We start from the raw sequence: 10937 nt of genomic DNA, 5'->3' as shown, positions 1-10937 counted from the left end.
CTTTCTCAAAGAGCGGAATTTCTGATGTTCGTTCGCGCGCACACGCTCTCGAAGTGCCCCGATGATCGCGGAGTCTTCTGCGGCCCTGAGGGCCTCTTCGTCGGCCCGGCGCCGCTGCTCGAGATCAATCCCGCTAGCGTCGCAGCGCACTTTGCGCCGCGTTCAGTCGCCGATCTCAACCGCGATCTCGAAGGCTGCTACGGCTTTCCGGTCGACATCTCGTCGAAAATGGACGGGATCGGCGCGGTCGCCAAAGCGCTCAACGAGGGCGACCCCGCGCGCGCCTGCATCGCCGCCGTGTTCCTCCGCCTGCCGGAAATTCCGGAGCATTCACTGGACGCGCTCGCAAAATGCGCGACGGCGCTCTTAGAAATCCGGCTGCTCAAGGCCTCTCCCGACGATCCCGAGCATCCAGGCTATCCTGCGGGAACGCCGGACGGGAAAGGTGGGCAGTTCCGACCGAAGTCGGAATCCCTGGTCGATCTTGCCGAGGAGGAAGGGGGCGCGCACGGAGGGCACGCGATTCGCGATCATGTCGGCAAGAGTCGGGAATATTTGATTCGTGACTCGGAAAGCAGCACAATGAGTTTTCGGGGGATCGGCGTTTGGGAGGACCGCGTTGGCTCCTTCTCGTCCTTGGCGGCAGCAAACAAGCTTGTGAATTCGACTCTCGCGCAAAATGCTTCCGTCGTAGATGACGTGGCCACTGGGAGAGTAGGAGGCGCGAAGATCGAGTCGTGGTTCAAGTCGCCGACCGGCTATGAATCTTACAAGCCGGACTTGAGGGCGCAACCCACCATTCGGGACACATTTGGCGTTCGCGTCGTGCTGAAACACGATTCGCAATCGAGCAGAGGATTCAGGATTTTTTGCCGCCTTTCCAATCAATCCGGAGAACTGACGTGACAGCAATGCCGAAAGAATTTGTCGAGCTGTGCATTTGGTTTCAACCGGGCGTAACCAGGGGTCACGAGACCGCAGAGCAAGTCATCGATGATGCGCTTTCCAATGCCAATCTTTCCGTTCCAAAACTCAACGTGGTCAGCGCCTATCTGAGCGAATTGCTGAGCGGAAAATATAATGACGAGGAATTGCATCGCATCTGGCGTACGGCCGGCGCCGGCGTTTCAATCACCTCTGGTCAGGAGGGAGACTCAGCTCGCTTTCTTCGAAAGATTCGATCGGCGATTGACGCCTTGGACCGCCGCTCTACCCATTGACGCTGGCGCCCAGATGGTTGCGGCGCGGCTATAAGCCGAGATCGGGGGCGCAAGCGACCATACGGGACACTTTTGGCGTTTTCATCGGGATTCAGGATTTTCACAGCCTTCCCGATCAATCCGGAGGACTGAAACGATGCATACCCCGAAGGAATTCGTCACCCTCTGCCGTTGGTTTCATCAGGACTGCTTCTGGGGCCATGAGACTGGAGAACAAGCAGTCGAAGCCGCAATTTCCAACGCCAATCTATCGGCTGCGGAACTCAAGGTGGTGAGCGCCTATCTCGACGAGCTGCTGAGCGGTCAGTATAAGGACGAACAGCTGGAGCGCATTTGGCGTAAGAGCGGCGCTGGTGTTTCGATCCTGACTGAAGACGAAGGAAACGCAGCCGGCTTTCTTCGAGGGCTTCGATCGATGATTGACGATTTGACCCGTCCCTCTGCTCATTGACGCCACCGCCCAACGCATTGGGCGCAAGAGTATCCATACTCACCGATCAGGAAGGGAACCCTGCGGCGTTCCTTCGGTTGATCCGATCTGCGATTGAAGACTTAAACGGCCTCGCACGCGGATATCAAAGCGCATCATCTGAATGACGGCGGCCCTTTGCGATCTCAAAGGAGTATTTTGTCAATTTGGCGTTCCACTTGCTGCAGCGCGGATCTATCCACTGCGCAACGCGAGCTGGTTCGCGCCTATCTCGATGAGCTGCTAAGCGGCAAATACAGCAACGGGGACTTGAGCAGCATTTGGCGCAAGACCCGCGCCGAGCTTCGGTTCGGTTCGAGGAAAAGCGCGACGAAATTTCTGCAAACAATGCGATCCGTGTTCGACTCCCTCGACGACCGATCCGCCCGCTGACCTCGGCGCCCAGCTATCCCTGCACGATTTCGCGAGCCAGGCCTAACGGCGCGCATCTGACCGGCGGCCGCGCCCTTGGCGCTGGACTCGTCCTCGAAGACATGCGCGCGCTTCGACGAATTCACTTCCAGTCACGCCGAAGGCGATCCGCTGCTCTCTGATCCCAGGACGCGGCGCTTGCAACCGATCACGGCAGCAACATGACCCTTCTCCTCTTCCCAGCATTGCCGGGCCAAGGCTTTGCGACCAAAAGACCGATCGCCGTCTCTCTTATCGCCGAGCATGAATCGGGCAGGACCGTCAGAAGCGCGCTCTATGGCGGCGTCTATGAGTTCGAGGTCGGCTTCGACGGCCTCGCCGCCGACGCAACGACTAATCCCGGGCTCGTCGCACAATCGCTGCAAGCGCTTCTGGGTCTTTATCTGCAATGCGGCGGCGCCTTCGGGACTTTTCTCTACACCGACCCCAACGACAATATGGCGATCCATCAGCCCATCGCCGTGGGCGACGGCGCGACGACAGCCTTCAGGCTCGTGCGCAGCGTCGGCGCAGCGACCGATGTCGTCTCCTATGCGACGGCCATCTCCGCCGTCATGCTCAATGGCGGCGCCGCCTCGAATTGGAGCCTCGTTCCTCCCAACATCTTGGAGTTCTCCATGCCGCCCGGCGCCGGCGTGCAGATCGCAGCGAGCTTCTCCTACGCCTTCCAATGCCGATTCCTGGACGACACATTGGAGCTCGAGAATTTCATGCAAAATCTATGGTCGTCGAAAAGCGTCAAATTCCGAAGTCTGCGCCCATGAAGACCGCTTCTCCCGCACTCGTGTCCTTTCTCGCCGCGGCGCGCGCGCAAAGAGACCTCACCATCTCCTTCGCAGACTGCTTCTCCTTCACGCAGGCGAACGGCCTCGCGCTGACTTACACCAACGCTGACGTTCCAGTGCTCTATGGCGGCAAGCTCTTTCGCGCCGACGGGCCGCTCGTCTCGGGCCTCAAATATCGTGCGACGATCGGCCTCAACGTCGATCGGCAAGAGATCTCGATCGCGGCGCGTCCGGGGGATCTGACGAGCGGCGCGTCCTTTCTGGTCTCTTTGCGCGATGGCGCTTTCGACGGCGCACGCGTGCGCCGCGACCGCGTGTTCTTTTCCGATTTCATCGGCGGAACGCTCGTGGGTGGGGTCACGCTTTTTTATGGCCGCATCTCGACGATCGACGAGGTGGGCCGCACCCGCGCGAAAATCACCGTTGCCAATGAGCTCGTGCTGCTCGACGTCGACATGCCGCGCAATATTTTCGGCGCGACCTGCCAGAACACGCTCTATGACTCGATCTGTGGATTGCCTGCAGGGGCCTTTTCGACGCAAGCGAGCGTCGGCGCGGGCTCGACCGCGAGCCGCATCTTTTGCGCATCGGCGCTCGCAGCGCATGCGCAAGGCAGGCTCCTCTTTTCTTCGGGGACAAACGCCGGGGTCGCCGCGACAGTAAAGCTCGTCGCGACCGGCGTCTCGCTGACGCTCGCCTATCCGCTGCCTTTTGCTCCCGCGAGCGGCGACGCCTTCACGGTCTATTTCGGCTGCGACCACACGCAGGGAACTTGCCAATCGCGCTTCAACAACATCGCAAATTTCCGCGGCTTTCCCTTCGTTCCGCCGCCGCAGATGGCGGTGTGAAGCATCAACCCAGCAGGACCTCTTCATGCGCGAAAAAATCGTCGCCGAGGCGAAGAGCTGGATCCGCACGCCCTATCACAATTGCGCCGACATCAAGGGCGTCGGTTGTGATTGCGGCATGCTGCTCGTGCGTGTCTTCGTCGATTTGGGCGTTGTCGAGACCTTCGACCCGCGCCCCTATGCTCATGACTGGCATTTGCATCGCGGCGAAGAACGCTACCTCGACGCGCTCCTATCACGCGCCATCAAAGTCGAGACGCCGCAGCCGGGCGACGTGATGCTCTTTCGCGTTGGACGCTGCTATAGCCACGGCGCGATCGTGAGCCGCCCTGCGCCACTCACGGTCGTGCACGCCTCCTTTCCCGCAGGCGTCGTGCTCGAGGAAGTCGTGAGCGGAAACGCAATGATGCGAGAACGAATGGACAAGGCGATTTTCGCAAGCCTCGTGGGCGTCGGCAAATGAGCTTTCTCGCCGCAAAGAAATCCTCGCCGAATTCGGCGATGATCTGGCCGAGCTACACCGGCTTGCAGTTGCAGACGGCGACGAATGTGTTGCCCATTCCGCTGCTGTGGGGAATGAACAAGCTCGCCGTCAACATCATCTATTACGCGAACTTTCGCGCAAACCCCGTCTATTCGCCGACGCCTGTCACGGGCAAAGGGGGCGCGCTGAGCGGCTCCAAGGGCGGCCACGGATACACTTGGTCAATCTCCGGCTGGACATACAGCGCCGATTTGATGATGGCGCTTTGCGAGGGCCCAATCGTTGGAGTGAACCAAGTCTATCAGGGCCAATCGATTTATGGATCGGCCTATTCGAGCGCAAATGGTGTCGTCACGGGAGGAGGCTCGGGACTATCCTCGCTGGGGCTCACGCTTTTTCCTGGCGCGACGCCGCAATCGCCCTGGGGCTATCTCGCGGCAAGCAATCCGAGCGCGAGTCTCTCCTATCCCGGCCTCGCCTATGTCTGCGCGGCGAATTTTGGCCTCGGACAATCGGCGAGCATCGGCACGCTCAATTTCGAGGTGAAGGGCGTCTTCTTCGGCACCGGCGCGAACGGCCTCGACGCCGATCCGGCGCAGGTCGTCGCCGATTTTCTCGTCAATGACCAATATGGCGTGGGCTTTCCCGGCGCCAACATCGACGCCACGACGCTCTTTGGCGCAGGCGGCGATGCGTCGCTGCAGAGCTATTGCCGCGCGTTGGGACTCTGTTTCAGTCCTTTGATCAATCAGGTCGAGACGGCCTCGAGCGTGTTGACGCGCTGGCTGCAGCTCTTGAACACGGCGGCGGTTTGGTCCGGGGATCGCCTACGTTTCATTCCATACGGCGATCAATCGGTCACCGGAAATGGCGGCGCCTACGTCCCCAATGTGGCGCCGGCCTTCGCGCTCGATGACGACGATCTCGTTTATTGCCCTGGCGTCGATCCCATCAAGTCGACGCGCGTCGATCCTTTCTCGCTTCCCAATCTGCTGCGCGTCGAAGCGTTGAATCGCACCGGCGTCACGAGCGGGCAAGGCCTGCCCGAATATCAGCCGACGCCGATCGAGGCGCGCGACCAGTCGATGATCGAGCAATTCGGTCTGCGGGTCGGCTCGACGATCACGGCGCATGAGATTTGCGATCTCAAAGTCGCGTCGATTATCGCCCAAACAATCTTGCAGCGCGGCCTTTATGTGCGCGCGCAGTTCAAATTCGATCTCTCCTGGGAGTTCTGCCTGCTCGATCCGATGGATGTCGTCACGCTCTCCGATCCCAATCTCGGATTGACCGGCGCGCCGGTGCGCATCGTCGAGATAGAAGAGGACGACCAAGGCAAGCTCTCGGTTCTCGCCGAGGAGCTCGTGATCGGCGTCTCGACGCCAGCGCCCAATCCGACAGGCGCCGCGGGCGGCGCCTCGCTCAACATGGGGGTCGCCGCCGCCGCGGTGAACACGCCGCTCATCTTCGAGCCGCCACCGCAGGTCACCAACAATGTTGCCGAAATCTGGCTCGGCGCCTCGGGCGGAACGGGTGGCGTCCCTGACGCCAATTGGGGCGGGTGCGTGGTCTGGGCTTCGCTCGACAACACCACCTATCAGCGCTTCGTCACGATCCAAAATCCGCTTCGACAAGGCTTCCTCACCGCGCCGCTGCCGTCCGCGAGCGGATATGACGGCACGAGCTCGCTCGCCGTCGATCTGACCGAGAGCGCCGGCGCGCTGGGCGGCGCGACGCAGGCGGCGGCCCTCGCTGGACAGACCCTTTGCCTCGTCGACGGCGAGCTCCTTGGCTATACGACCGCCACGCTCACAGCTGCGAGCAAATACGCGCTCTCAGGGCTGCCGCGCGGCATGTACGGCACGACGCCCTCGGCGCATGCGATCGGCGCGCCCTTCGCGCGTCTCGACGGCGCGGTCGTGCAATATGCTCTGCCGAGCGACTTCGTCGGACAGACCCTCTATCTGAAGTTCCAAAGCTTCAACGTGTTCGGCGGCGGGCTGCAGGATCTCTCGACCTGCGCCCTTTACAGCTATGCCCCGAGCGGCGGCGGCGCGGTCGGGCCGATCGCGACCTCCCTGCTGCTGGGTCAGGCGCAGGATTGGGGTCAAGCGAGCGTCGCCGCGAGCCTCTTTGACGATTTCGGCACGGTGTCGGGAGCGGCTTATACGACCATCGATCTGGGGAGCGTCATCTGATGAGCACGCAAGTTCAACTGCGGCGCGACAACGCCGCAAATGTCGCCGCCTTCACGGGCAAGCCCGGCGAGGTCGTCGTCGACACGACGAACAACCGCCTTTGCTTGCAAGATGGCGCGACCGCCGGCGGGTTTCCGGCCGCGAAGCTCTCCGAGGTCGTCACGCTCGGCGCCAACTCGCTGCTCGCGCAGGCGCCGCATGGCGGCGCGGTCAGCATCGCTTGCCTTGAACAGCTCGTGTCGCTCTCCGGCGCGACGACCGCCTCGACGGTTCAAATCCCCAGCGGCGCAATCGTGCTCGCCGTCTCCAATCGAGTCGTCACGACCATCACCGGCGCAACGTCATACAGCTGTGGCGTTTCCGGCAACCCTTCGCAATTCGGCTCGTCTCTCGGCATAGGCGCAGGCTCGACGAATCTCGGCCTCATCGGCCCTAATCCCTATTACGCAGCAACGTCCGTGTTGTTCACGGCGGCAGGCGGTAATTTCACGGGCGGCCAAGTCCGCATGACGATCCATTATCTCATGCCGAGCGTCGCCTCTTCCTAAATCGACGAACCCTTCGTTCACAACAGAAGAAACGTCGGCGCGCGATCTCCCGCGCGCTGCTCTCGCGCGTGCTCAATAAGGAGCCCTTGATGCAGTGGAAGAATCCCGACGGATCGATCACGACAGGCGTCGTGATCGAGGATGGCGCCGGAGCCAAAATCACATCCTTCTCGGGCGGCGGCGGCTCAAACGCCAATTTCGCGCCGAACGGCAATACGACGCAGCTTTCTGTCTCCACGACCAGCGCACGCGTCGCGCTGCCGGCCGGCGTGACCGTCATGGTCTACAACACCGGCGCCCAGCCCGCCTTCGTCGCCTTCGGCGGCAGCGGCGTGGTGGCGACGAGCGCAGGCGATGAAGTGCCTGCTGGCGGCGCCCTGCCCTTCGCGCCCGGTGGGGCGACCTATATCGCCGCAATCGCGGCAAGCGGCGGAACGAGCCTCAACATCACGGGCGGATCGGGCCTCGGCCTCGCGCTTTCAGGCGGGAGCTCGGGCGGCGGCGGCTCCAACGCTTCGATCGGAACCACGGGCGCGACCGCCCCGAGCTTGGCTACGGAACTCGGGTTCATCGACGGCTCCGGCAATTTACGCGCCCCATCGAAAACCTCGCCTTTGCCGGACGTCATCACCGACCCCACGACCGGCTTTCAATCTGCGGTTCTCGCCTTCCACAACACGGACAACCAGACCCTCGGCGCAACGACTTACGGGCTCAACACCGGCGGCGTTGCGCAACTCGTCAACGGCTCGGGCAATCTCGATCGCCAGCGCGAAACGAGCCTGGACGGCGCGCCTGCCGTCGGCGTCGCCGCCGGCGCGCAACAGCTCGCGGGACCGCCGCTGGCTACGACGGTGACGAGCGGCGCGATAACAGGCTCCGCTTCGCCGCAGAACGTCACCCTTGCCGCGGTGAACTTCTCCAACCGCGGGGTGACGACCTCGCTTCAAGCGGGCTCGACTCTCGTCGTCGACACGGGCCTCAATCAGGAGCTCGTATATCTGAGCGCGGTGAACATAGCGACGAAAGTCGTCAATGGCGTCTTCAAGAACAGCCACTCGGCCGGCGTCGCCGTTTACGCATTCGGCTATAATCAGGCGCGCGACGCGACGATCCCCGACGGCTCGACGCCCGCCGGCATCGCCGCGAGCGCAGCCTATTTCTACAACGCGCCAAATCAAACCGTCGAGATGGAGCGGTCGGCCGCTGGCGAGCTGGACGGCGCCTCGGGAATCGGAACAGCCGTCGCAGCCGAATATGAATGGAACGGCGGCGGCCCGCTCACCAATACAGGCGCGATTTCCGGACTTGCCTTTGATCGCGCGCGCAACCTGCAAGGCAAGGGCGCTGGCGGCTCGACCCTCAACGGCGCCGTCGCGGGGGGCGTCACATCGATCACGCTCAACGCTGTGGTCGGGCTCAATCCTGGCCAGCAGATTCGTCTGGATGCGGGGGCAGGCGCAGAAGAGTCGGCCTATGTCTCGCAGAGCTTCACGATCGGCTCCCTCTCCGTTCCGCTGCAATTGGCGCTGGCAAATCCGCATGCAAACGGCGCGGCCGTCGCCTGGGACATTTTCGCCTCTGCCGGCCCCGGCCTCAACGGCTTCACGCCTGCCGGCGTCAGTGTCGGGGAGGAAGCGCTCTACGATCCCGTTTCGGCGAAATATTACATCGAGCGCGCCGCCACTCAGGACGGCTGCGCGCCGCAAAACGTCGTCCTTGAGAGTTGCGGCCTGTGGAACGGCGCGAGCATCGACCGCCTTCGCTCCGTCTCCGGCGACGCGATGCCGACGACGGGGCTCGAGGCTTCGGTCGATCTGCTGTGGAACGGGACGAGCTATGACCGGCCGCGCGCGGTCTCAAGCGACGCCCAGAGCGCCACCGGCATCCCCGTCAAAGCGCTGATGCTGTGGAACGGCGCGACCTATGATCGCGCCTATGGCGACAAGAGCAACGGGCTCTTCGTCAATGTCAGACAGCTGCCCGCTTTGCCAGCGGGCTCGAACATCATCGGCGGCGTGACGCAAAGCGGCGCGTGGGCAGTTTCAATATCAGGAACGCCGATCGTCCAGAGCGCGGCGCTCGCGCCAGTCGTCACTTCGTCCGCGGCGTCTGCGCTTCAGCTCAAAGCCTCTGCCGGCAATCTTCTGAGTCTGATGGCGACGTCGACCGTCTCGGGCTGGCTCTTGCTCTTCGACGCGACCGCCGCTCCAGCCGATGGTGCGGTGACGCCGAAATGGGTCTATCCGATCGCCGCCAATGGCGCGCTCAATATGGCTTGGCCGAGTCCACTGGCGTTCGCGTCCGGAATCGTCGCAGTCTTCTCGACGACCGGCCCCTTCAACAAGACGGCTTCCACTACAGCCTTCATTTCCGGGCAGGTGCAGTGATGAGGAAACTCCTTCTTCTCGCGGCGGCGTTCCTATCGCTGCTCGCCCCGCCTGTCCTCGCGCAACAGGGCGGCGCCTATGCCCCCGGCGGCGGGGGCGGCGGTTCCGGCACGGTCGCCTCGGGCTCCCAATATTACGCGGGCTGCTATCTCACGGCGGGAACGACGATCAGCGCCTGCCCAGGCCTGACGATCAACGGCTTCGTGATCGGCGTCGGCAATCCCAGCAATCCCGGCACGCTGCAAATCTATGGCGCGAGCTATTACTCCCAGATCCTCGCATCGACGACGGGCTCCTTCGCCTTCTCGCTGCCGCCGAGTGCTGCGAATGACACGCTCGTCGGCGCGGCCGCGACGCAGACGCTCACGAACAAGACGATCTCGGGCGCGTCGAACACGCTCACGAACATCAACCTCGCCTCGGCGGTCACAGGGGCGCTGCCGATCGGCAATGGCGGCAGCGGCCAGACGACGGCGCTCGCCGCCTTCAACGCCCTCTCGCCCATGACGACGGCGGGCGATCTGATCATCGGCGGCACGCTGGGCTCGGCGGTTCGCCTCGCCATCGGCGCGAACGGCGCCTGCTTGACGAGCAACGGCTCCGCGCCCTCTTGGGGCTCTTGCTCCGGCTCTGGAACGTCGCTCACGATCGGCTCGACGGCGACGAGCGGTGGCGCGGCGGCAGGCGCGCTTATGTTTGACAGCGCCGCGACGACCGGCGTCCTGCAGGAAAACTCTAAATTCACGGTCGACACGACCAATTTCGCCTATGACGTCTATCGCAACTGCCTCACGGCCTGCGCCACGAACAGCGAGCAGGTCTTTGCAGGCTTCACGTCGTCTATCGTCCTGACCAACAATCAGGCGGCCAACACGCCGACTGCGGTCCTGCAAGTCACGAAAAACGGGTCGGGAACCGGCGACGCAGGCGGGTCGATCACGCAGCGCAATTTCGGCCTCTTCGTCGGGCCGACGTCTGCCGTGGCGAACATCGTCCTGGACTACGGGCTGTATTATTCGGGCACGATCAATCTTGGCTATAACGGATCTGCGCATGTCTGCTTTACCGGGGCATGGTGCGTCAATAAGGGAAATGCCGCGTTTGAAGGGGCCGCCGGGAACATATTCGGCTGGATTTCCAGCGGGTCGGTCCCGGTCGCGGGTTCCATCGACACGACGCTATGCCGTCAAGCGGCGGGCGTCGTCGAAGTCGGCTCCAGCACGGGCTGCGCGAAGAACGGAACGATGCAGCTCGCGTCGCTCCAAGCATCGGGCGGAACGGCGCCGACCCTCACGACGGGAACGTGCGCGGGATCGGCTTGGACGGGCGGCGCGACGGTCGGACATCTCACGACGGCGACGGGATGCACGGCAGGGCAGACGATCATCATCAGCGGTCTGCCCGCTTCGGCAAATGGCTATGTGTGTCACCTGCAAAACAGAACGACGCCGGCGAGCACCTTCACGCAGACGGGGGACTCGACAACATCGGCCACGCTGACGGAAGCGGGGACCGGCGCGAACAGTGACGTTCTCTACGCAGATTGCATCGGCTACTAGGGAG

At 62.9% G+C, this 10937-nt stretch carries 10 protein-coding genes; all 10 read left to right on the top strand.

The window, feature by feature from the left end; translation table 11 throughout:
• Positions 1-24: 24 nt before the first annotated feature.
• The 10 genes from QMG80_RS07715 (at position 25) to QMG80_RS07670 (ending at position 10933) form a co-directional block, all read left to right on the top strand.
• Complete coding sequence (locus tag QMG80_RS07715; RefSeq protein WP_085772292.1) at positions 25-906, top strand: RNase A-like domain-containing protein; 882 nt, start codon at positions 25-27, stop codon at positions 904-906.
• Entirely contained in the window at positions 903-1220 is a 318-nt protein-coding gene (locus QMG80_RS07710) for a hypothetical protein (RefSeq protein WP_158658795.1), read from the top strand. The genes QMG80_RS07715 and QMG80_RS07710 overlap by 4 nt, the downstream gene beginning before the upstream one ends.
• Positions 1221-1356: 136 nt before the next feature.
• Positions 1357-1671: a hypothetical protein gene (locus QMG80_RS07705; protein ID WP_085772290.1), complete on the top strand. Its 315-nt coding sequence runs from the start codon at positions 1357-1359 to the stop codon at positions 1669-1671.
• A gap of 611 nt (positions 1672-2282) precedes the next feature.
• Positions 2283-2885, top strand: a complete 603-nt coding sequence (locus tag QMG80_RS07700; RefSeq protein ID WP_085772288.1) for a DUF2460 domain-containing protein — start codon at positions 2283-2285, stop codon at positions 2883-2885.
• The gene (locus tag QMG80_RS07695; RefSeq protein ID WP_085772287.1) at positions 2882-3754 is read left to right on the top strand and encodes a DUF2163 domain-containing protein; all 873 of its coding nucleotides are present in this window, start codon (positions 2882-2884) and stop codon (positions 3752-3754) included. The genes QMG80_RS07700 and QMG80_RS07695 overlap by 4 nt, the downstream gene beginning before the upstream one ends.
• 25 nt (positions 3755-3779) lie before the next feature.
• A complete protein-coding gene (locus QMG80_RS07690) occupies positions 3780-4217 on the top strand; it encodes a C40 family peptidase (RefSeq protein WP_085772286.1) in 438 nt (145 codons plus the stop codon).
• Positions 4214-6436 carry a phage tail protein gene (locus QMG80_RS07685; RefSeq protein ID WP_085772285.1) on the top strand — a complete coding sequence of 741 codons (2223 nt, stop codon included), beginning with the start codon at positions 4214-4216 and terminating at the stop codon, positions 6434-6436. Before QMG80_RS07690 ends, QMG80_RS07685 begins: the two co-directional genes overlap by 4 nt.
• Positions 6436-6984, top strand: coding sequence for a hyaluronate lyase N-terminal domain-containing protein (locus tag QMG80_RS07680; RefSeq protein ID WP_085772284.1), 549 nt, complete (start codon positions 6436-6438; stop codon positions 6982-6984). Before QMG80_RS07685 ends, QMG80_RS07680 begins: the two co-directional genes overlap by 1 nt.
• An 89-nt stretch (positions 6985-7073) precedes the next feature.
• A complete protein-coding gene (locus tag QMG80_RS07675) occupies positions 7074-9374 on the top strand; it encodes a hypothetical protein (RefSeq protein WP_085772283.1) in 2301 nt (766 codons plus the stop codon).
• Positions 9374-10933: a hypothetical protein gene (locus tag QMG80_RS07670; protein WP_085772282.1), complete on the top strand. Its 1560-nt coding sequence runs from the start codon at positions 9374-9376 to the stop codon at positions 10931-10933. The genes QMG80_RS07675 and QMG80_RS07670 overlap by 1 nt, the downstream gene beginning before the upstream one ends.
• Positions 10934-10937: the final 4 nt, after the last annotated feature.

Source organism: Methylocystis bryophila (assembly GCF_027925445.1).
Classification (GTDB): domain Bacteria; phylum Pseudomonadota; class Alphaproteobacteria; order Rhizobiales; family Beijerinckiaceae; genus Methylocystis; species Methylocystis bryophila.
Note: the sequence above shows the minus strand (reverse complement) of the source record. Positions and strands in the feature narration are given on the sequence as shown.

Bases quoted from the DNA above. Each gene is read 5' to 3' on its own strand.
- QMG80_RS07695 (WP_085772287.1), top strand. From the start codon at position 2,882: ATGAAGACCGCTTCTCCCGCACTCGTGTCCTTTCTCGCCGCGGCGCGC.
- QMG80_RS07685 (WP_085772285.1), top strand. From the start codon at position 4,214: ATGAGCTTTCTCGCCGCAAAGAAATCCTCGCCGAATTCGGCGATGATC.
- QMG80_RS07675 (WP_085772283.1), top strand. From the start codon at position 7,074: ATGCAGTGGAAGAATCCCGACGGATCGATCACGACAGGCGTCGTGATC.
- QMG80_RS07705 (WP_085772290.1), top strand. From the start codon at position 1,357: ATGCATACCCCGAAGGAATTCGTCACCCTCTGCCGTTGGTTTCATCAG.
- QMG80_RS07680 (WP_085772284.1), top strand. From the start codon at position 6,436: ATGAGCACGCAAGTTCAACTGCGGCGCGACAACGCCGCAAATGTCGCC.
- QMG80_RS07670 (WP_085772282.1), top strand. From the start codon at position 9,374: ATGAGGAAACTCCTTCTTCTCGCGGCGGCGTTCCTATCGCTGCTCGCC.
- QMG80_RS07715 (WP_085772292.1), top strand. From the start codon at position 25: ATGTTCGTTCGCGCGCACACGCTCTCGAAGTGCCCCGATGATCGCGGA.
- QMG80_RS07690 (WP_085772286.1), top strand. From the start codon at position 3,780: ATGCGCGAAAAAATCGTCGCCGAGGCGAAGAGCTGGATCCGCACGCCC.
- QMG80_RS07700 (WP_085772288.1), top strand. From the start codon at position 2,283: ATGACCCTTCTCCTCTTCCCAGCATTGCCGGGCCAAGGCTTTGCGACC.